Source organism: Anaeromyxobacter dehalogenans 2CP-1 (assembly GCF_000022145.1).
Classification (GTDB): domain Bacteria; phylum Myxococcota; class Myxococcia; order Myxococcales; family Anaeromyxobacteraceae; genus Anaeromyxobacter; species Anaeromyxobacter dehalogenans.
The window spans coordinates 4918999-4939466 of the sequence record NC_011891.1 but is presented as its reverse complement, the minus strand read 5'-3'; the positions used below and the strand labels follow the sequence as shown (position 1 = coordinate 4939466).

Below are 20468 nucleotides of genomic sequence, written 5' to 3'. Positions count from 1 at the left end.
CCGGGATGGCAGGCATTCTCGTGACCGGCGCGGCCGGTTTCATCGGTCATTTCGTCGCGAAGCGTCTTCTGGCCGCGGGCAGACAGGTCGTCGGGATCGACAACCTCGTTCCCTACTACGACGTGGCCCTGAAGGAAGCGCGCCTCGCGCGGCTGACTGGGATCCCGGGTTTCCGGTTCGAGCGGATGGATCTCGCGGACAGGGCCGCGGCGGAGCGGCTCTTCGCCGAGGTAAGGCCCGACGGAGTCATCCACCTCGCGGCGCAGCCCGGCGTGCGGTACTCGCTCGAGAACCCGCATGCCTACGTGGATGCGAACATCACGGGCTTCCTCAACGTGCTGGAGGGCTGTCGCCATCACGCCGTGCAGCACCTCGTCTACGCCTCCTCCAGCTCCGTGTATGGCGGGAACACCAAGGTGCCGTTCTCGGTGGGCGACAACGTCGATCACCCGGTCAGCCTGTACGCCGCGACGAAGAAGGCGAACGAGCTGATGGCCCACACCTACAGCCACCTGTTCGGGATTCCGGCGACGGGGTTGCGCTTCTTCACCGTGTACGGGCCCTGGGGCCGCCCGGACATGGCACCGATGCTCTTCACGAAGGCCATCCTGGAAGGGAGGCCGATCAAGGTGTTCAACCACGGCAACATGAAGCGCGACTTCACGTACGTGGACGACATCGTCGAGGGCGTCCTGCGCGTATACGAGCGTCCGCCGCCCGGGGCTGGGGTGCGCGCGCGCGTGTACAACATCGGGAACAGCACGCCGGTGGACCTGATGCACTTCATCGGTACGCTCGAGCGGCTCCTCGGGCGCGAGGCGGAGAAGCAGATGCTGCCGATGCAGGCCGGCGACGTGCCGGCGACTTTCGCGGACGTGTCCGATCTGGAGCACGACATCGACTTCCGCCCGCGGACATCGCTCGAGGACGGCCTGCGCCAGCTCGTGGAGTGGTACCGCGAGTTCTACGCGATCCGATGAGCCGCCAGGCTGCGATGAGGCTACTGGTCACCGGCGCGAGCGGGTTCGTTGGGCGGGCGGTGCTCCGGAACGCCGCGGAGCGCGGATGGTGCGTCCGCGCGGCGGTGCGGAGCCCCTCGTCGCCCAGACCACCGCACGCGCACGAGCACGTGGTGGCGGATCTGGGATCGGCGGACTGGACGACCGCCGTCCACGGGGTCGATGCGATCATCCACCTGGCAGCGCGGGTGCACGTCATGCGCGACCGGTCCGGAGATCCACTCTCGGAATTCCGCAGGGTGAACGTGCTCGGAACCGAGCGTCTCGCGCAGGCCGCCGCGGCAGCCGGGGTGCACCGCTTCGTGCTGGTAAGCACCGTGAAGGTGCACGGCGAGGAACGCGATGAGGCGTACCGGGAGAGCGACGCGCCTGCGCCGGGCGAGCCATACGGGCACAGCAAGCTGGAGGCGGAGCGCGCCGTCGATGCAGTGGCCACCGCGACGGGCCTCGGCGTCGTCGTCGTTCGGCCTCCCCTGGTCTACGGGCCGGGGGTACGGGCCAACTTCCGCGCGATGCTGAAAGCAGTCGATCGCGGGATCCCGCTGCCGCTTGCGAACGTGCGAAACCGGCGGAGCATGATCTACGTCGAGAATCTCGCGGACGCGCTGCTGGCGTGCGCGGCGGACGCGCGCGCGGCCGGACGTACCTATCTCGTGAGCGACGGCGAGGACCTGTCCACCCCGGAGATGCTCCGTACGCTGGCCGGGGCGCTCGGACGACCCTCGCGCCTCTTCCCTGCGCCCCCGGGCGCGCTCTGGCTGGCGCGACGCCTCCCGAGGTTCGGTGCCGCAGCTCGGCGGTTGATCGGTTCGCTCACGGTCGATCTCTCGAAGATCCAGGCGGAGCTCGGGTGGCGCGCCCCGGTTCCGGTTTCGGTGGGGCTCGCTGACACGGCTCGCTGGTTCCTGGATCGAGGTGGCGGGGAATGAACATGATGTCCTGGCAATTCGGGCTCGCGTGCCTCACCTTCGTCGCCGCCGTCGCGGTGACCTGGTTGGTGAAGCAGGTCGCGCTCCGGCGGAATCTCCTCGACGCACCGAACGAGCGGAGCGCGCACGTGCGACCCACGCCCCGGCTCGGCGGCATGGGCATCATGGCCGCGTTCGTTCCCGCGGCCCTCACCCTCGCAGTCGTGGAAGAGCTCGGAGCACGGGTCATCGCCGTCGTGGCGCTCACGGCGCTCGTTGCAATCGTCGGGCTCGTGGATGATCTGCACCCGCTGCGAGCCCGGACGCGCTTCGGCGCCCAGGTCGTCCTCGCGTGCGCGGTCGTCTTCGGGGCCGCGGATGGCGGGCGGGTGGCGTGGTCGCTTCTGCCCGAGGCGGCTCGCCCGCTCGCGCCGGTCCTGTCGGTGCTCTGGATTGTCTGGCTGACGAACCTCTACAACTTCATGGACGGGATCGACGGACTCGCTGGCGGTCAGGCCGTGCTCGCGAGCGCAGCGATCGCGGTCGCGGCCTTCGGGATGGGCGTTCCGGCCGTCGGCGGGCTCGCCGTGCTCATGGGGGCTGCCGCCGCCGGTTTCCTCGTCTTCAACTTCCCGCCCGCGTCCATCTTCATGGGGGACGTCGGGTCCACCGCGCTTGGCTTCTTCTTCGCGTCCCTGCCGCTCGTCGCCGACGGCGGCAGGCTCCCCGTGGAAGTGGTCGGGCTCGCCCTCGCCCTGTTCATTCTCGACGCGACCACGACGCTCGTTCGGCGGCTGGCTCGTGGCGAGCGCTTCTACCAGGCGCATCGCTCGCACTGGTACCAGCGGCCGCTGACCTGCGGCGTTCACCATCGGGCGATCACGCTCACCGCCTACGCTGGCATGTTGATCGTCGGAGTGCTGGCGACTCGGTTCGATGGGGCGAAGCCGCTCGCCATGCGCGTCGGGCTGGTCGGTGGCGCCGTGCTCGTGTTCCTCGCACTCGTCGGGGTCGTTCTGGGCCTGGAGCGCCGGAGTGCCGCCGCGGCCCCCCGGCCAGAGGCGCGAGCGTGAAAGACGAACGTCCATTTCTCGTCATGGGCGCCGGCGGCCACGGGAAGGTGGTCGCCGACGCAGGAATGTGCGCGGGGCTGCAGCTCCTCGCCTTCATCGACGACGGCGCGACGCCCGGGCAGGCGGTGATGGACGCACCGGTCCTGCCCTGGGCCGAGGTCGTGGCGCGGCGTCCGGAGTTCGGTGAAGCTCCGGTGGCGCTGGCGATCGGCGACAACGAGCGCCGCCAGCGTGCGCGGGACCGCCTCGTGGCGGCTGGGTTCCAGATCGCGACCATCGTCCATCCGGCGGCGACGGTGGCGCGCTCCGCGCACGTGGGCCAGGGTGCGGTGGTCCTGGCGCGCGCGGTGGTAAATGCCGGGGCGGTGGTGGACGCCGGCGCGATCGTGAACACCGCTGCTGTCGTGGAGCACGACTGCGTGCTGGAACCGTTCGCGCACCTCTCGTCGAGCGCGACGCTATCCGGTGCGGCCCGGGTCGGCGCCCTGGCCGTCGTCGGTGCGGGTGCGGTGGTGGTTCGCGCACGGGTGGAGCCAGGCGGCGTGGTCGCTCCGGGAGTCTGCATGGTGGGAGACGCGGCGAACCCGTTGATCGCGCCCTACCACTGAATGGGGACCGTGCTCGCCGCAGCCACGACGAGCAACCGTGTCTCTGCCCACGACTTCACGCGGAGCGCCGGGTGCGCAGGACCTCAATCGCGTCGTGAATCTCGTACGCTCCGTTCGCAATCGATCTGCGACATCGGCGCGCGCTTCGCACGGATTCCCACCCTGCGAAGCGGCTGCTCGCACGCTCGCGTCACGAACGATCCCGAGGCCGTTCCGCTTCAGGCGAGGCCCTGGGCGGGGGCGTGTCGTGCACCCCGGGTATGGAACGCAGTCACGCAATCTGTTACTTGGACACCATCGTGAAAACTCGGGGGTTGCCGGTCGCCGCGGACGTCGGCGTACGTCGTACGGTCATGATCTGCGTCCACGTTGCGCTGTGGACGGCGTCGCTGCTGGGCGCGTACGCGCTGCGCTTCGACTTTCGGATCAAGCCTGAGCACGCGCAGATCCTCGCCGTCTCGCTGCCCTTCCTGCTCATCTTCCGGCTCGCCGCGTTCTACCTGGGCGGCCTGTTCCGCGGGCTGTGGCGCTACACCGGCGCACGTGACCTCGTCGGCATCATCCGCTGGACCAGCCTCTCCAGCGTCGCCTACCTGGCGTTCCTCCACATCGGGTTCCAGGGCTTCTCGCGGTCCGTCGTCGCGATCGAGTGGCTCACCGCCGTCATCGTGATCGGCGGCACCCGGTTCCTGGCGCGGTTCCTCTACGCCCGGCGCTTCGTCGTCGCCGAGCCGGGGCTGAGCCGCATGCGCGTGCTCGTCATCGGCGCGGGCGACGCCGGCGAGATGCTGCTCCGCGAGATCCAGAAGCGCCACGGGGCCCGCTACGAGCCGGTGGGCCTCGTCGACGACGACCGGGCGAAGCGTGGCGAGCAGATCCACGGCGTCCGCGTGGTGGGCACCATCGAGGACATCCCGCACGTCGCGCGCGACCTGCGCGTGGACGAGGCCATCATCGCGGTGCCGTCCGCGAGCGGCGCGCAGATGCGCCGCATCGTGGACCTCTGCAAGCACGCCGGCGTCCGCTTCAAGACCATGCCGGGCGTGGACCAGCTCATCGACGGCCGCGTGGCGGTGAGCCAGCTCCGCGACGTGGACATCGAGGACCTGCTCGGTCGGGATCCGGTGAAGCTCGACATGGCGTCCATCTCCGCGACCATCGCGGGCCGGGTGGTGATGGTGTCGGGCGCGGGCGGCTCCATCGGCTCGGAGATCTGCCGCCAGGTGTGCCGGTTCGGCCCGTCCGCGCTGGTGCTGGTGGAGCGCGCCGAGAACAACCTGTTCCACATCCACCGCGAGCTGCTGGCGCGCTTCCCGAAGCTCGAGCTGGTGCCCTGCATCGGCGACGTGAGCGACGCGCAGCGCATGGCCGCGGTGTTCGAGCGCCGCCGGCCGGCCATCGTCTTCCACGCGGCCGCGCACAAGCACGTGCCGATGATGGAGTGGAACCCGGGCGAGGCGGTGAAGAACAACGTCTTCGGCACGAAGACGCTCGCCGACATGGCGGACCGCTACGGCGTGGAGCGGTTCGTGATGATCTCCACCGACAAGGCGGTGAACCCGACCTCGGTGATGGGCGCCTCCAAGCGCGTGGCGGAGATCTACGTCCAGGCGCTCTCGCAGCGCTCGAAGACCCGCTTCGTCACGGTCCGCTTCGGGAACGTGCTCGGCTCGGCGGGCAGCGTGGTGCCCATCTTCAAGGAGCAGATCGCGGCCGGCGGCCCGGTCACGGTCACGCACCCGGAGATGACCCGCTACTTCATGACCATCCCGGAGGCGAGCCAGCTCGTGCTGGAGGCCGGGGCCATGGGCAACGGGGGCGAGATCTTCATCCTCGACATGGGCGAGCCGGTGAAGATCGCGGACCTGGCGCGCGAGCTCATCACGCTCTCCGGCCTCACCCCGGGCGAGGACATCGAGATCGTCTTCAGCGGCATGCGCCCGGGCGAGAAGCTGTTCGAGGAGCTGTCGGTGGACTCCGAGAGCGCCGACAGGACGGGCCACCCGAAGATCTTCGTGGGCCGCTTCCGCCCGCACGCGTGGGAGCAGGTCCAGCGCCAGCTCCACGACCTGGCCGCGTCGGTGGATCACCCGGCCGACGTGCGGAAGCGCTTCGCCGAGATCGTCCCCGAGTTCAAGCAGCCGGTCGCGGCGGTGCCCACGCCCGCCGACCGCCCCGCCGCCGTGGCGTCATCGACCGACCGCCCGATCGCGCCGCGCGCCGCCACCGCGTAGCGCGCCCCCACCAAAGGCACCAGGACTCACCGTCCGAGATGCTCCCCCTGGGCGTGTGGGGCGCGCGCGCCCTCGACGGGCCGGGGCGGATCGCGGTATTCACTTCGCCTTCCCGCGACTTGCCCCATGCTCGACCGCGTACTCATGGTTTGCGTCGGCAACATCTGCCGCAGCCCGATGGCCGAGGCGCTCCTGCGCGCCCGGTTCGAGGGGCGGACCGGCGCGCGCGTCGAGTCGGCGGGGGTGGCGGCGCTGGTCGGGCGCCCGGCGGACGAGGCGGCGCGCGAGCTCATGTCGGCGCGCGGGATCGACCTCTCGACGCACCGGGCCCGGCAGCTCACCCCGGCGCTCATCTCGGGCTTCGACCTCGTGCTCGTGATGGAGGAAGGCCACAAGCGCGAGGTGGAGGCCATCGCCCCGGGCGCGCGCGGGCGGGTCCAGCGCCTGGGCCGCTTCGGCGGGTTCGACGTGCCGGATCCCTACCGCCAGGGCCGTCCGGCCTTCGAGCGCGCGCTCGCGCTCATCGAGCGCGGGCTCGACGACTTCGAGGAGAAGGTGTGGAAGGTCTCGTGAGACGCAGCGTCCTGCTGATCGCGGTCGCGCTGTCCGGCTGCTCGCACATCTCCCCGGGCCTGCACATGAGGGAGTCGGCGCTGGAGGGGCGCGGCGAGAAGGGCGCCGACGTGAAGGTGCTGCCCATCACGCCGGCCTTGCTGGTCGAGCAGGCGGGGGCGCGCGCTCGCGCGGCCGGCGCCCGCGCGGCGGACCCGCTCGCCGAGACGCTCGCGGGCTACCAGTACCGGGTGGCTCCCTACGACGTCCTCTCCATCATCGTCTGGGATCACCCGGAGCTGACCATCCCGGCCGGCGAGTACCGCCCGCCGGAGCAGACCGGCAACCCCGTGAACGCCGACGGCACCATGTTCTACCCGCACGTGGGCGTGGTCGAGGTGGCGGGGAAGACGCTGCCGGAGATCCGGGCGCTCCTCACCGAGCGGCTCCGCAAGTACGTGGCGAACCCGCAGCTCGACGTGCGCGTGGCGGCGTTCCGCGGCAAGCGCTTCCAGGTCACCGGCGAGGTGGTGCAGCCCTCGACGCTCCCGGTCACCGACGTGCCGGTGCGCGTGCAGGACGCCATCGCCTCGGCGAAGGGGCTCACCAAGGACGCCTGGACCCGCGGCGTCACGCTCACCCGCGCCGGCAGGACCTACGCGCTCGACCTCCAGGCGCTCTACGAGGAGGGCGACGTCACGCAGAACTGGCTCTTGCAGGACGGCGACATCCTCAACGTGCCGAGCCGCGAGCAGAACAAGGTCTTCGTGCTGGGCGAGGTGCGGAAGCCCTCCTCCAAGCTGATGGCGAAGGGGCGCATGAGCCTCGCCGAGGCGATCGGCGACTCGGAGGGCTTCGACCCGCTCACCTCGAACCCGGGCGAGGTCTACGTGCTCCGCGGCCGCTACGAGGCGCCGCGCGTCTTCAAGCTCGACGCCTCCAGCGCCGACGCGCTCCTGCTCGCGGTGCAGTTCCAGCTCGAGCCCTACGACGTCGTCTTCGTCTCGCAGTACAAGCTCACCGACTGGAACCGCGTCATGACGCAGATCCTCCCGACGGTACAGGGCATCTGGCAGACGGTGGACGTCGGCAACCGGACCGGAGTGTACTGATGACCCCGAAGCCCGGAGGCCCGGCCCTGGAGATGGTCCCCGACAAGCGCCCCGCGCCGCCGCCCGAGCCGGCCTACGCGGGCGACGGCGGCGACGGCGACGAGGTCAGCCTCGCCGAGTACCTCGACGTGCTGGTGCAGGGGCGCTGGCTCATCGCCGGCGCGGCCGCGGTCGCGCTCGTGTGCGGCGTCGCCTACGCGCTCCTCGCCACGCCGGTGTACCGCTCCGACGCGCTCGTGCAGGTGGAGGACAAGAAGGGCGGCACCGGAGGGCTGGGCGACCTCTCGGCGCTCTTCAGCGAGGCCTCGCCGGCCGAGACCGAGATGGAGATCCTCCGCTCGCGCTCGCTGGTCGGCTCGGTGGTGGACGCGCTGAAGCTCGAGATCTCGGCCGAGCCGCGCCGCTTCCCGGTGGTGGGCCGCTTCCTGGCGCGCCGGCACAGGGGCGACGCGCCGGCCTCGGCGCTGCCCGGGTTCGGGCGCTTCGGCTGGGGCGGCGAGAAGCTCACGCTGGGCCGGCTGGCGGTGCCGGAGGAGCTGGAGGGCGAGCCGCTCACGCTGGAGGCCCGCGAGGGCGGGCGCTTCGCGCTGCTCGATCCGGACGGCGAGCTGCTGGTCGAGGGCGCGGCGGGCGCGGCCGCCTCGGGGCGGCGCACCGAGCTGTTCGTGGCGGAGCTGGTGGCGCGCCCGGGCACGCAGTTCCGGGTCTCGCACCGGCCGCGCGACGCGGCCATCGCCGACCTGCAGGAGGACCTGCGCATCTCGGAGAAGGGCAAGAAGACCGGCGTCATCCAGCTCGCGCTGGAGGACGAGGACCCGGCCCGCGCCGCGGCCATCCTCGACGCGCTCTCGAGCGCCTACCTGCGCCAGAACGTGGAGCGCAAGAGCGCCGAGGCCGAGAAGACGCTCGAGTTCCTGGAGACGCAGCTCCCCGAGCTGCGCGGCAAGCTCGACGTGGCCGAGCGCGACCTCGAGTCCTACCGCTCGGCGAAGGGCAGCGTCGACGTCTCCATGGAGACGCAGGCCGCGCTCACCCGCGCGGTGGACATCGAGAAGGCCGCCTCCGAGCTGCAGCTCGAGATCGCCGCCCTGCGCCAGCGCTTCACCGAGGACCACCCGCTGCTCATCGCCGCCCGCCAGAAGATGGGCCGCCTCGACGAGGAGCGCCGGAACCTCGAGGCGCGCATGCGCAAGCTGCCGGAGGCGGAGCTGGAGTCGGCCCGCCGCCTGCGCGACGTGAAGGTCGCGAACGAGCTGTACCTCACGCTCCTCAACAAGGCGCAGGAGCTGAAGGTCGTGAAGGAGGGCACGGTCGGCAACGTGCGCATCCTCGACGCCGCGCTCGTGCCCCTGAAGCCGGTCGCGCCGAAGCGCGGCGCGGTGGTGGCGCTGGCGCTGCTCCTCGGCCTGGCCGGCGGGGTGGCGCTCGCGTTCGTCCGCAAGGCGCTCGACCAGGGCGTCGAGGATCCGGACGCGCTGGAGCGGGCCACCGGGGTGGGCGTCCACGCCTCGGTGCCGCACAGCGATGCGGAGGGGATCGCCACCCGCGCGGCGGGGCACGCCGGCAAGCACCCGGTGCTCGCCCGCACCGATCCGAACGATCTCGCGGTCGAGGCGCTCCGCAGCCTCCGCACCAGCGTGCAGTTCGCGCTGCTCGAGGCGAGCTCCAACGTCGTCACGGTGGGCGGCCCGGCGCCGGGCATCGGCAAGTCGTTCGTCACCGCGAACCTCGCGGTCCTGCTGGCCGAGGCCGGCAAGCGCGTGGTGGTGGTGGACGCCGACCTCCGCCGCGGCCACCTGCACCGCTTCCTGGGCGGCGAGCGCGCGCCGGGGCTCACCGACGTCCTGAGCGGCGCCCACACGCTCGCGGGCGCCCTCCGCACGACCGAGCACGAGAACATCCGGCTCCTCACCACCGGCACCATCCCGCCCAACCCGGCGGAGCTGCTCGGCTCGGAGCGCTTCCAGCGGCTGCTCGCCGAGCTGTCGGCGACGTGGGACCTCGTGGTGGTGGACACCCCGCCCATCCTCGCGGTGGCCGACGGCGCGCTCATCGCGCGCCAGGCGGGCGTGAACCTGTTCGTGGTGAAGGCGGGCAAGCACCCGATCCGCGAGATCCAGGCCGGCCTGCGCGCGCTCACCCGCGCCGGCGCGCGCGTCCACGGCATCGTGATGAACGACGTGCGCCTCGACCGCGGCCTGGGCCGGCGCAGCGCGTATCACTACCAGTATTCGTACAAGTAGGGGCTACGGCCCCGCGATCACCGTCAGGAAGAACGCGGCGCCGCTGCGCTCACCGGTCACCTGGTGGACGATGCGCTGGCCGCGCTCGACGGTGAGGCGGGACTGCGTGTTGCGCGAGGCGAGCGCGACCTCGAGGGTCACGGTGTTGCCGCGCTGCTCCTGCAGCGTGACGCCCACGTGATCGCCGTCGGGCAGGCTCACGAACTCGGTCTTGCCGCGGGTGAGCGAGACCTCCTGCTCGGAGGTCTGCTCCCAGCGCACGTACGCGAGCGGCGAGAGCTGCCGCTTCAGGTTCGCGAGGCGCGGGTCGATGTGCGGCGGGCCCTTGCGCGAGCCCTTGATGAGCCGGACGTGCACGGGCACGTCGGCCCGGGAGCCGGCGGGGGCGAGGGTGACCAGGGCGAGCAGGGCGAGGAGGAACGAGCGGCGGGTCATGACCTCTCCGGGCGGCTCTAGGAGCCGGATCCCTCGTCGTCGTCGTCGAGCAGCACCACCGGGCCGTCGGACGTCTGGATGACGGTCGAGATGTTGCCCTCGCTGGAGAACTCGAGGAGCGCCATCTCGCCCGGCTGGCTGCCTTCCCAGCGAACGTACAGGAACACGGCCACCGCCGCCACCGCCGGCGTGAGCGCCGCGGCGGTGCCGCGCCAGTGCCGGCGCAGCCAGGACAGGACGCCGCGGGGGGCGGGCGCCTCGTGGCCGATGCGCGCCATCACCTGATCCACGAACGGCGCGAAGTCGCGCTCGGCGGCGCGGGCGAGCAGCGCCTCGGAGACGAGCCCCTCGGTGGCGGCGAGATCGAGCGCGCGGGCCCCGCAGGCGTCGCAGGCCTCGAGGTGCGCCGCGAGCGCGCGCGCCTCCTCGGTGGAGAGCTCGCCCTCGCGGGCGCCGATCATCGGCGCGTACCGGACGCAATCGCTCGTGGCCCTACGCATCGCCCTGCCCGTCCTCTCCGCCCTCGGCTCCGTCCGCCGCCGCGATCCCCGCGTACTCGCGGAGCGCGGCCTGCATCTTCTTCCGCGCGTGGAACAGCCGGCTCATGACCGTGCCCTTGTGGATCCCGAGCCGCTCCGCCAGCTCTTCGTACGACAGACCCTCGACCTCGCGCAGTACCAGGATCGTGCGGTGCTTCTCCGGGAGCGTCGCCAGCGCGTCCTGGATCTTGCCGGCCAGCTCGCGCCGGAGCGCGTTCTGCCGCGGGTCGTTCCCGAGCGCGGTCGAGAGGATGCCCTCGCCGCCCTCCTCCAGATCCGTCTCCTGCACGTCGTCCACGTCCTGCCGCTGCGCGTGCCGCTCCCGCCTCACCGCGTCGATCGAGAGGTGGGTGGTGATGCGGAACACCCAGGTCGAGAAGGCCGAATCGCCCTTGAAGTCGCCGAGGTGGCCGTGGACGCGGACGAAGGCTTCCTGGGCGACGTCCCAGGCCAGGTCCGGATCTTTCACGATGCCCAGCGCCACGGCGTAGACCTTCCTCTGGTAGCGGACGACGAGCGCGCGGAACGCGGTGGCGTCACCGGCCTTGGCTCTCGTGACCAGCGCGTGGTCGTCGGCTTCCATCGGAGGGACGGGGCGTCCGGGTGGGAAATTCACGGGACGGTGCGGCAGGCTAGCACGTGCGCCGCCGGGGGAGGGTCTAGACGCCGACGGCCCGCGCCGATCGGCCGCCCGGGCGGAGCGGATCGGCTCACCGGGCGCGTTCCCCCGCGTTATCCTTCCGGGCACCGCCGGAATGTGCGGTGGCTACCACGGTTCGACAGGGGCACATGGCCGGCGCCTACGCAGATATCGCCCGCGTCCTCCAGGGGGCGCGACGGCGGCAGGTCCGGGTCGTCCTCCTCACGGCGGCGGCCGGGGGCGGCGCCGCGGCGCTGCTGTGCCTGCTCGCCGGCGCGATCGCCCTCTCCGCGGGCGCCCGGACCGGCTTCCGCCTGGTGGCGCTGGGCGGGGCCGCGCTGGCCGTGCTCGGGGCCGCGATCGCCGCGGGCTGGGCCCTCCTCCGCGGGGCCCGCGACGACGAGGCCGCCGCCCGCACCGTGGCGGCCGGCGAGCCGGCGCTCCGCTCCGCGCTCCTCTCCTCGGTGGAGCTGGCCCGCGCCCGCCCGCTCCTGGCCGCGTCCGGCGAGCTGTCGGTCGAGCTGCTCGACGCGCACCTCGACCGCACCGCCGAGCGGGCCCGCGGGCTCGACCTCGCCCGGGCCATCCCGGACCGCGCCGCCCGGCAGGCGGGGTGGACGCTCGTGGTCGCGCTGGGGCTCCACCTGCTGGGGCTCGCCGGGCTGGGGCCCGGGTTTCGCGCCGCCTACGGACGCGTGATCGGGGGCGATCCGCCCGGCGCGCCGGCGGTGCAGGCGGACCCGATCACCGGCGACATCGAGCTGACCTACCGCTACCCGGCCTACATGAGGCGCGATCCGCGCACGCTGTCGGGCACCGGCGGCGAGGTGCGCGCGCCGCGCGGCACCGAGGTGGAGCTGAAGACCCGGGCCGACCGGCCGGTGGTCGCGGCGGAGATCGCCATCGAGCAGGAGGGGCTGGTGCCGGCGAGCCCGCCCGCGGGCGCGGCCGCCGCCGAGGGGACCGGATCCTCCGAGACCCCGGCGCAGGCGCCGCCGCCGGCGCAGGCCCAGCCCGCCCCGGACTCACCGATCGTGAAGCGCCGCGCCCTCGCCGTCGTCGCCGGCGGCCGCGACCTCTCCGGCCGCTTCGTGGTCGATCAGGGCGGGAGCTACCGCTTCCGCTACCTGGACGCGAAGGGCCGGCTGGTGGCCGAGGGCCCGCCCATCCCCATCGCCGTCGAGGTGGACCTGCCGCCGCAGGTGCGCATCACCGCGCCGGAGCGCGAGCAGGAGGTGGACGCGAACGCGGTGGTGGCGATCGAGTGGCAGGCCGAGGACGACGTGGGCCTGTCCGAGGTGACGCTGGTGGTGAAGCCGCCCGCGGGCGAGCCGCAGCGCCGCGTGCTGCGCAAGGGCGACGGGCTGCGCCGCGACGGTGGCACGCAGCAGCTCGCGCTCGCCCCGGAGCGGCTCGCCGAGGGCGAGGCGCTCGAGTACTGGATCGAGGCGGCGGACGGCGACACGGTCTCGGGCCCGAAGACCGCCGCCTCCGAGCACCAGGTCGTGAAGGTCTACTCGGAGGCCGAGCACCGCCGCGCGGTGCTGGAGCGCGCGCGCCAGGCGTTCGAGGAGCTGGTGGCGCTGCTCGGCGATCGGCTGGAGACGCTGGCCGACGGCCCGCTCGCGACGGCGGAGCGGCTGCCGGTGGCCCAGCAGCTCGACGCGCGGACGCGGCGCCTCACCGAGACGCTGCGCGACGCCGCCCGCGAGCTGCGCCGCGATCCCGCCGGCGCCCGCGAGGTCGCGGCGGCGCTGCAGAACGTGTCCGGCAACGTGCGCGTGGCCGAGCAGCGCGTCGCCGCCCTGCGCGCCGCCATCCTCCAGGCGATCCGGGTGCGGGTGAGGCCGGACGCGTCGCTGGTGCGGAACATGACCTCCGCCGACGCGGCGCTCGACGCGACGATGGAGAAGGGCGTCCTGTACCTCGAGCAGCTCCTCGACAAGCAGCGCGCCCAGGACCTGGTGCGCCTCGCGAAGGACCTCTCGCAGCGGCGCCGCGACCTCGCCGGCCTGCTCGAGAAGTACCGGGCCTCGCCCAGCGAGGCGGCGAAGAAGGAGGTGCTCGCCCAGATCTCGCGCATGAAGGACCGGGTGAAGGACCTGCTCGCGCGCATGGCCGAGCTGTCGAAGGGCTTCAACGACGAGCACATGAACGAGGAGGCGCTCGCGGAGCTGGCGAAGTCGCAGGACCTGGTGGGCGGGCTCGACGAGGTCGAGAAGAAGCTCGCGCAGGGCGACGTCGAGGGCGCCATGAAGGCGCTCGACCAGATGGCGGGCGCCATGGACCAGATGCTGGCCGGCCTCGAGCGCACCGCGGGCCGCCCGGACGAGAAGGCGCAGCAGCTCATGAAGGAGATGCTCGCGTTCAAGGAGCAGCTCGAGCAGGTGCAGTCGGAGCAGCGGCGCACCGCCGCGGAGACCGACCAGGTGCGCCGGCGCTACCGGCAGAAGATCGCCGACCGCATGAAGGGCGCCGAGGGTGACCTGAGGCGGCTCGCCGAGCTGGCCGGCAAGGCGCGGCAGGACCTCGACCGCGCCGAGCCCGGCGTCACCATGCGGGCGGAGCCGGAGTTCGAGCTGTCGCGCGAGGCGCTGAAGGACCTGGAGCGCGCGCTCGGGATGCGCGAGCTGGAGGGCGCGGCCGAGGCGGTGACGCGGGCGCAGCCGTCGGTGGAGCGGCTCGCCATGGAGCTGGACGAGGACGCGGCGCTGGGCGATCGCGGGGCGCCGCTCACCGGCCGCGAGCCGGAGCAGGTGGCCGACGCGCGCAAGCACGCCATGGACGCGGTGCCGAAGGTGCGCGAGATCCGCGAGAAGCTGCAGCGCATGTTCCCGGACCCGCGCCAGGTGCTGGGCCAGGAGGAGCAGCGGAAGCTGGGCGAGCTCGCGCAGCAGCAGGACCAGCTCGAGCGCAAGGCGGGGCGGCTCCAGTCGCAGCTCTACGACCTCGCGCAGAAGGCGCCGGTGTTCCCGCCGTCGGCGCAGCAGGAGCTGTCCGAGTCGCGCGGCCACATGGGCGAGGCCGCCGCCGAGCTCGGGGCCCGCAACCCGCAGCGCGGCCACGGGCAGCAGGAGCTGGCCATGGACGCGCTCTCGCGCCTGCAGAAGGGGCTCGAGGAGGCCGCCAAGAAGGGCGGCGGGCAGGGCGGGGGCCAGGGCTTCCCGTTCCCGTTCGCGGAGTCCGGCGGCGAGCAGGACGGCGACGGCCGCGAGGCCTCGCGCGAGAAGGTGAAGATCCCGGGCGCCGAGGCGCACCGCGTCCCGGAGGAGTTTCGCAAGGACCTGCTCGACGCCATGAAGCAGGGCGCGCCGGAGCGGTACCGCGGCGAGGTGCAGCGCTACTACGAGGAGCTGGTCAAGTGAGGGCGCTCGTCCTCTCCATCGCGCTCGCGGCCGTCCCGGCGTTCGCCCACGCGGCGCCTTCGACGCCGGCGCGGCCCGATCGCCGCGCCGCCGCTCCGGGCGAGCGGAAGGGCGAGGGCGACGCGGAGCGCACCGCGTTCAAGGCCCTGAAGCTCCTCGCCCAGGAGGACCTGCCGGCGGCCCGCGCGCTGCTCGAGCCGCTCGAGCCGTTCGACGACGCGCCCGACGCGGTGAAGCTCTCCGGCGGCGTGCTGCGCTTCTTCGACCAGCGCTACGACGACGCCATCGCGCTCATCACCGCCTCCGGCGCCGGCAAGGCGGGCGGGTATCTGGAGCTGGCGCGGGCGGCGCGCGAGGTCACGAAGGACCACGCCCGCTCCGAGAGCGAGCACTTCGTCGTGTCCTACCCGAAGGGCAAGGACGAGGTGCTGGTGCCGTACCTGGTGGACGCGCTGGAGCGGCAGCGCGCCGCGCTCGCGAAGGCGCTCGGCGAGCCGCCGGCGCGCCGGCTCACGGTCGAGATCGTGAGCGACGTGAAGGGGCTCGCGAAGCTCTCGACGCTCACCGAGGCGGAGATCCGCACCAGCGGCACCGTGGCGGTGGCGAAGTTCGGCAAGCTCATGCTGCTGTCGCCGAAGGCGCTGCTCAAGGGCTACGACTGGCTCGACACCGCCGCGCACGAGTACACGCACGACGTCGTCACCGCGCGCACCGGCAACCGCGCGCCCATCTGGCTGCAGGAGGGGCTCGCGAAGTGGTTCGAGTCCGCCTGGCGCGGGCGGGTCGATCCGCTGAGCCCGATCTCGGCGGCCCTGGTGAAGGACGCGCTCGCGCGGAACACGCTCGTCACGTTCCAGGAGATGCACCCCTCGCTCGCGAAGCTGCCGTCGCAGGAGCGGGCCGCGCTCGCGTACGCGCAGGTGGTGCTGGCGGTGGAGTACCTGGTGAAGCGCTCCGGGCCGGAGGTGCTCGCGCGCGTCACCGGCCTGGTGGGCGAGGGCGTCGAGGCCGACGACGCGGTGGCGCGGGCCACCGGGATGCCGTTCGAGCGGTTCCTGGGGGAGTGGCGGAGGTACATGGCCGCGCGCCCGTTACCGCGCGGCGGCGAGCACGAGCTGAAGCGCCTCCGCTTCAAGGACGACCCGAAGCACGGCGGCGCCTGGGCCGAGTGGGCCGAGATCCCCGACGCGGAGGCGCGCGGCTTCGCGCGGCTGGGCGAGATCTACCGCGCGCGCGGGCGCTGGGCGGCGGCGCGCATCGAGTACGGGAAGGCGCATGCGCGCGTGGGCGCACGCTTCCCCATCCTCTCGGGGCAGCTCGCGCTCGCCGCCACCATGTCCGGCGAGGGCGAGGAGGCGGAGCAGGTGCTCCGCGGCGCGCTCGACTGGAACCCCGACTACCCGGCGCTGAACGTGCAGCTCGCGCGCCTGCTGTTCGAGCGGAAGGACTTCGCGGCGGCGCGCGACCGCCTGCTCGTCGCGAACCGTCAGGATCCCTTCGACCCCGAGATCCACGGCGGCCTGGCCCGCGTGCTGACCGCGCTCGGCGACCCCGGCGGCGCGTCGCGCGAGGCGCGGTTCGAGCGGATACTGGGCGGCCGAGACGCACAGGGCGCACGCCCGGAGGATCACCCATGACCGACGTCCCCAACGCCCCGCCGCCCCTCCCCGGCCAACCCGAGTCCGACCTGCGCGCCGTGCAGGAGCTGCACGAGGCGCGGCGCATGCTGCTCGGCGAGATCGAGAAGCGCATCGTGGGGCAGCGCGAGGTGGTGGACGCGCTGCTGGTGGCGCTGTTCGCGCGCGGGCACTGCCTGTTCGTGGGGGTGCCCGGCCTCGCGAAGACGCTGCTCATCTCCACCGTGGCCGAGGTGCTCGACCTCTCCTTCAACCGCATCCAGTTCACGCCCGACCTGATGCCCTCCGACATCACCGGCACCGACGTGCTGGAGGAGGACCACACCACCGGGCGCCGCGCGTTCCGCTTCGTGCAGGGGCCGATCTTCGCGAACCTGCTGCTCGCCGACGAGATCAACCGCACGCCGCCGAAGACGCAGGCGGCGCTGCTCCAGGCGATGCAGGAGTACCGGGTCACCGCCGGCGGCGAGACCTACCCGCTCGATCTCCCGTTCCTGGTGTTCGCGACCCAGAACCCGATCGAGCAGGAGGGGACGTACCCGCTGCCCGAGGCGCAGCTCGACCGCTTCATGTTCTACGTGCCGGTGGGCTACCCGAGCGCGACCGAGGAGCTGGACATCGTCCGCTCCACCACCGTCGCGAAGCGCCCGGCGCTCCGCCGGATCCTCTCGCCCTCGAAGATCCGCGAGCTCCAGGACCTCGTGCTCCGCGTCCCCGCCGCCGACCACGTCATCCAGTACGCGGTGGAGCTGGTGCGCCGCACCCGGCCGAACGAGCCGGGCGCCCCGGCGTTCGTGAAGGAGAACGTCTCCTGGGGCGCCGGCCCGCGCGCCAGCCAGTACCTCATCCTCGGCGCGAAGAGCCGCGCCATCCTCGACGGCCGCATGGCCGCGAGCGAGGAGGACGTGAGGGCGCTCGCGAAGTACGTGCTCGTGCACCGCGTGATCACGAACTTCCGCGCCGAGTCCGAGGGCGTCACCAGCGAGAAGATCGTCGAGCGGCTGCTGGAGGGGAAGGCGTAGTGGCGGATCCGCGCCGGCCCCCGCTCCTCGACCCCGCCGTCCTCGCCCGGCTCGGGACGCTGAAGCTGCGGGTGCGCGCCATCACGGAGGGCGTGCTCACCGGGCTCCACAAGTCGCCGCACCACGGGCAGTCGGTCGAGTTCGCCGAGCACAAGGAGTACGCGCCGGGCGACGAGATCCGGCACATCGACTGGAAGGCGTACGGGAAGTTCGACAAGTACTACGTGAAGCGCTTCGAGCAGGAGACGAACCTCCGCGCCTACCTGGTGGTGGACGCCTCCGGCTCGATGGGCTACCGCTCCGACCCCGCCGGCATGACCAAGCTCGAGTACGCGAGCGCGCTGGCGGCGTCGCTCGCGTACCTGCTCGTGCGCCAGCAGGACGCGGCCGGCCTGGTGCTGGTGCAGGGGCAGGTGGCCGGCGCGATCCCGCCGCGCGCGTCGGCCGGGCACCTCGTGCCGGTGCTGGACGCGCTCGAGGCGGCGAAGGCAGAGGGCACGACGCGCCTGGGCGCGGCGGTGGCCTGGATCATCGAGCACGCGCCGCGCCGCTCGTCGGTGCTGGTGTTCTCCGACCTGTTCGACCCCGACGCGCAGGTGCTCCGCCAGCTCGCCCAGCTCGGGCGCCGCAAGCACGAGGTGACGCTGTTCCACGTGCTCGACCGCGCCGAGCTGGAGTTCCCGTTCGACGACCCGACGCTGTTCCTCTCCATGGAGGACGCGCGGCAGGTGGAGGCGCACGGGCGCGACGTGCGGAAGGGCTACCTCGACGTGCTGGGGCGCTGGCTCGAGGAGGTGAAGCGCACCGCCGCCGAGGCCGACGTGGACTACGCTCTCTGCCGCACCGACCGGCCGCTCGAGGAGGTGCTGCTGCCGTTCCTGGCGCGGCGCGAGAGGTCGGCGGCGTGAACCTCGGCTTCGGGAACCCGGCGCTGATCTGGGGGCTGCTCGCCGCGGCCATCCCGCTCGTCGTGCACCTGTTCTTCCGCCGGCGCCCGCGGCCCACGCCCTTCCCCGCCATCGACTTCGTGCTCCGCGCGCGCCGCGAGACGCAGCGGCGGCTGCGCCTGAAGAAGGTGCTGCTCTTCACCGCGCGCACGCTGCTCCTCGCCGCCATCGCCGCCGCCATCGCGCGCCCGCGGGCCGAGCAGCCCGGCGAGGCCGCCCAGGCGGTGGCCCGGGGCCCGCGCGCCACCGCCATCGTGCTCGACGCCTCCGGGTCGATGCGCTACCGGCTCGGCAGCCACCCGCTGTTCGATCGCGCCCGCGCCGACGCGCTCGGCGCGCTCGCCTCGCTCTCGCCGGAGGAGCCGGCCACCGCGGTGGTGTGCGGGGCCGGCGCCCCGCAGGCGGAGGCGCCCTCGTTCGATCGCGCCGCGGTGCGCCGGGTGCTGGAGCGGGCGCAGGCGAGCGCGGCCTACTCCGACCTCAGCGCCTGCGTGGGCGCGGCGCTCCGCGCGCTCGCCTCGGCGAAGGCGCAGGAGGGGCTGCCGAAGCGCCTGGTGGTCGCGACCGACCTCGCCGCCTCGGCCTGGCGCCTCGACGGGCCCGCGCCCGCGGTGGAGGGGCCGCAGGGCGCGGTGCGCCCGGAGGTGAGCGTGCTCGACGCCGCGCGCGGCGCCGGGCTCCCCAACCACGCGGTGGTGGGGCTCGAGGCCGAGCCGGATCCCGCCGCCGGCCCGCGCGGCTACCGGGTGACCGCGCTGCTCGCGAACCACGCCGCCGCGCCGCTGAAGGACGCGCCGCTCCTGCTCACCGTCGGCACCGGGCCCGCCGCGAAGACGCCCATCCGCGCCTTCACCGAGGTGCCGGCGGGCGGCGCCACCCGCAAGTCGCTCCTGCACGCGTTCGCCGAGGGCGGGCCGGCGGTGGTGCAGGTGAGCCTGCCCGAGGACGGGCTGCCCGACGACGACGCCCGCGCGCTCACGGTGGTGGTGCCGCGCGAGGTGCGGGCGCTGGTGGTGGACGGCGCGCCCTCGCCGGTGAAGTACCGCGACGAGGCGTACTTCGTGGAGTCGGCGCTCGCCTCGCCCGCCTCGCCGGTGCGGCCGACGCTGGTGGACGCGGAGGCGTTCCCGCGCGCCGACCTGTCGAGGTTCGACGTGGTGTTCCTGCTCAACGTCCGGACGCTCGGGGGCAGGGCCGCGGAGCTCTCGCGCTTCGTCGAGGCGGGCGGCGGGCTGTTCGTGTCGCTCGGCGACCAGGTGGATCCGGAGCTGTACGGCCGCGAGCTGGGGCCGCTGCTCCCCATGCCGCTCCACGTGGAGAAGACCGCCGGCGCGCGCGGCGATCCGGCGGGCGCGCTGCGCGCGGCCCGCTTCGCCGAGGTGGCCTGGGATCACCCGGCGCTCTCGATCTTCACCGGCGACGCGCGCGAGGGGCTGCTCGGGGTGCGGACCGCCCGCTACATGCTGGCGAAGCCGGGGGCCCGCGGCGCCGCCCCGCAGGTGCTCATGACGTTCGAAGACGGCGCGCCGGCGCTGGTCGAGGCCCGGCGCGGCCGCGGGCGCGTCCTGCTCTTCACCTCCAGCGCCGACCGCGACTGGACCGACTGGCCCATCCGCACCAGCTTCCTGCCCGCCATGCAGCGCTTCGCCGGCTACCTCGCCGGCGCGCTGGAGGAGCGGCGCGAGCCGCCCAGCGTGGTGGGCGCGCGGCGGAAGCTCCGGCTCGGCCAGGGCGAGGCGCTCGTGGCGCTCATCGGGCCGGACGGCCGCGAGCGGTCCCGCGCCGAGCTGGAGCGCGAGGGGCTCACCGAGGAGAAGCCGGGCGTGGTGGAGCTGTCGCCGGCCGAGCCCGGGCTGTGGCAGGTGAAGATCGCGGCGGGCGGGCAGCAGCGGGTCGAGCCGCGGCTCGCCTTCGCGGTGGCGTTCGATCCGCGCGAGTCGGACACCCGCCGCCTCGAGCCCTCCGAGCTGACCGCCTGGTTCGGCGGCGCGGCGCACGCCCGGGTGGACGGCGACGCGCGCCGCGCGGGCGTGCGGCAGCTCCCGCTCTGGTCCATCCTCCTCGCCCTGGGGGTGGCGGCGTTCTTCCTGGAGGGGCTGTTGCTGGCGTGAGCCGCCGCCTCGGCTAGGATCCG

General features: G+C 73.3%; 16 protein-coding genes. 13 read left to right on the top strand and 3 right to left on the bottom strand.

Annotation, left to right across the window (positions count from 1 at the left end; genetic code table 11):
• The first annotated feature begins 5 nt into the window (after positions 1–5).
• From A2CP1_RS22320 to A2CP1_RS22285, 8 genes are all read left to right on the top strand, one after another.
• Complete coding sequence (locus A2CP1_RS22320; protein ID WP_015935436.1) at positions 6–980, top strand: NAD-dependent epimerase; 975 nt, start codon at positions 6–8, stop codon at positions 978–980.
• On the top strand, positions 977–1948 hold the full coding sequence (locus A2CP1_RS22315) for an NAD-dependent epimerase/dehydratase family protein (RefSeq protein ID WP_015935435.1): 972 nt from the start codon (positions 977–979) through the stop codon (positions 1946–1948). The genes A2CP1_RS22320 and A2CP1_RS22315 overlap by 4 nt, the downstream gene beginning before the upstream one ends.
• On the top strand, positions 1945–3000 hold the full coding sequence (locus A2CP1_RS22310) for an MraY family glycosyltransferase (protein ID WP_015935434.1): 1056 nt from the start codon (positions 1945–1947) through the stop codon (positions 2998–3000). The genes A2CP1_RS22315 and A2CP1_RS22310 overlap by 4 nt, the downstream gene beginning before the upstream one ends.
• On the top strand, positions 2997–3608 hold the full coding sequence (locus A2CP1_RS22305) for a PglD-related sugar-binding protein (RefSeq protein WP_245529913.1): 612 nt from the start codon (positions 2997–2999) through the stop codon (positions 3606–3608). The genes A2CP1_RS22310 and A2CP1_RS22305 overlap by 4 nt, the downstream gene beginning before the upstream one ends.
• 353 nt (positions 3609–3961) lie before the next feature.
• On the top strand, positions 3962–5842 hold the full coding sequence (locus tag A2CP1_RS22300; RefSeq protein WP_015935432.1) for a polysaccharide biosynthesis protein: 1881 nt from the start codon (positions 3962–3964) through the stop codon (positions 5840–5842).
• A gap of 126 nt (positions 5843–5968) precedes the next feature.
• Entirely contained in the window at positions 5969–6415 is a 447-nt protein-coding gene (locus tag A2CP1_RS22295) for a low molecular weight protein-tyrosine-phosphatase (RefSeq protein WP_015935431.1), read from the top strand.
• Positions 6412–7506 (top strand): polysaccharide export protein, encoded by a 1095-nt coding sequence (locus tag A2CP1_RS22290; RefSeq protein ID WP_245529911.1) that lies wholly within the window; start codon positions 6412–6414, stop codon positions 7504–7506. The genes A2CP1_RS22295 and A2CP1_RS22290 overlap by 4 nt, the downstream gene beginning before the upstream one ends.
• A complete protein-coding gene (locus A2CP1_RS22285; RefSeq protein ID WP_015935429.1) occupies positions 7506–9749 on the top strand; it encodes a polysaccharide biosynthesis tyrosine autokinase in 2244 nt (747 codons plus the stop codon). The genes A2CP1_RS22290 and A2CP1_RS22285 overlap by 1 nt, the downstream gene beginning before the upstream one ends.
• A gap of 3 nt (positions 9750–9752) precedes the next feature.
• Here A2CP1_RS22285 and A2CP1_RS22280 read toward each other — a convergent pair whose 3' ends face one another.
• Genes A2CP1_RS22280 through A2CP1_RS22270 form a run of 3 tightly spaced genes read right to left on the bottom strand, consistent with a single transcriptional unit; the run spans position 9753 to position 11306 of the window.
• Positions 9753–10184 carry a hypothetical protein gene (locus A2CP1_RS22280; RefSeq protein WP_015935428.1) on the bottom strand — a complete coding sequence of 144 codons (432 nt, stop codon included), beginning with the start codon at positions 10182–10184 and terminating at the stop codon, positions 9753–9755.
• A 17-nt stretch (positions 10185–10201) separates the two neighbouring features.
• Positions 10202–10645: an anti-sigma factor family protein gene (locus tag A2CP1_RS22275; protein ID WP_232288317.1), complete on the bottom strand. Its 444-nt coding sequence runs from the start codon at positions 10643–10645 to the stop codon at positions 10202–10204.
• Between the two features lie 31 nt (positions 10646–10676).
• On the bottom strand, positions 10677–11306 hold the full coding sequence (locus A2CP1_RS22270; protein ID WP_015935426.1) for a sigma-70 family RNA polymerase sigma factor: 630 nt from the start codon (positions 11304–11306) through the stop codon (positions 10677–10679).
• 206 nt (positions 11307–11512) lie between these two features.
• Between A2CP1_RS22270 and A2CP1_RS22265 the strand changes: the two genes are divergently transcribed.
• The 5 genes from A2CP1_RS22265 to A2CP1_RS22245 are packed head-to-tail and all read left to right on the top strand — an operon-like array spanning position 11513 to position 20445.
• The gene (locus A2CP1_RS22265) at positions 11513–14728 is read left to right on the top strand and encodes a DUF4175 family protein (protein WP_015935425.1); all 3216 of its coding nucleotides are present in this window, start codon (positions 11513–11515) and stop codon (positions 14726–14728) included.
• Complete coding sequence (locus A2CP1_RS22260) at positions 14725–16365, top strand: peptidase MA family metallohydrolase (protein WP_015935424.1); 1641 nt, start codon at positions 14725–14727, stop codon at positions 16363–16365. The genes A2CP1_RS22265 and A2CP1_RS22260 overlap by 4 nt, the downstream gene beginning before the upstream one ends.
• Positions 16362–17387 carry an AAA family ATPase gene (locus tag A2CP1_RS22255; protein WP_015935423.1) on the top strand — a complete coding sequence of 342 codons (1026 nt, stop codon included), beginning with the start codon at positions 16362–16364 and terminating at the stop codon, positions 17385–17387. The genes A2CP1_RS22260 and A2CP1_RS22255 overlap by 4 nt, the downstream gene beginning before the upstream one ends.
• On the top strand, positions 17387–18295 hold the full coding sequence (locus tag A2CP1_RS22250; RefSeq protein WP_015935422.1) for a DUF58 domain-containing protein: 909 nt from the start codon (positions 17387–17389) through the stop codon (positions 18293–18295). Before A2CP1_RS22255 ends, A2CP1_RS22250 begins: the two co-directional genes overlap by 1 nt.
• Complete coding sequence (locus A2CP1_RS22245) at positions 18292–20445, top strand: BatA domain-containing protein (protein WP_015935421.1); 2154 nt, start codon at positions 18292–18294, stop codon at positions 20443–20445. Before A2CP1_RS22250 ends, A2CP1_RS22245 begins: the two co-directional genes overlap by 4 nt.
• The last annotated feature ends 23 nt before the right edge of the window (positions 20446–20468 follow it).